The 391-nt window shown below is 64.5% G+C and carries 1 protein-coding gene; it reads right to left on the bottom strand.

What is annotated here, in order from left to right; genetic code table 11:
• Window positions 1-391 (bottom strand): RNA polymerase sigma factor (locus tag IM725_RS20195; protein ID WP_193782418.1); only part of this gene is annotated, 391 nt, incomplete at both ends.

Below are 391 nucleotides of genomic sequence, written 5' to 3'. Positions count from 1 at the left end.
CGTTGAATCTCTTGGCCAGCACGGCCTTGATGCGGTGAATCTTGGTGGCGACGGCGCCAGGCGAGAGGCCGGTGATCTCACCCGTCTCCTTCGCATCCAGCCCGTCGAGATAGAGCAGCATCACCTGCCGGTCCGGCGGCTTCAGCTGAGGCACCAGCGACATCAGCCGCGAGAGCAGGTCGCTGTCTTCAACGGCGTCCGCCACGATCGCTGGATCTGGCGCGTCCGCGACGTGCTCGAGGTCTGTCCACTGCGAAACCCGTGCGCGCCTGTCTTTCAGAACATGGCTCGCCGCCGTGTTGTGCGCCACGCGATAGATCCACGTGCGGAGTGACGAGAGGCCCTGATATCCCTCGAAGCTCCGCCACAGCGCGAAGTGGATGTCCTGCAG

This window comes from Ramlibacter aquaticus, from assembly GCF_015159745.1.
Taxonomy (GTDB): domain Bacteria; phylum Pseudomonadota; class Gammaproteobacteria; order Burkholderiales; family Burkholderiaceae_C; genus Ramlibacter; species Ramlibacter aquaticus.
This window is presented reverse-complemented; position numbering and strand designations above follow the sequence as displayed.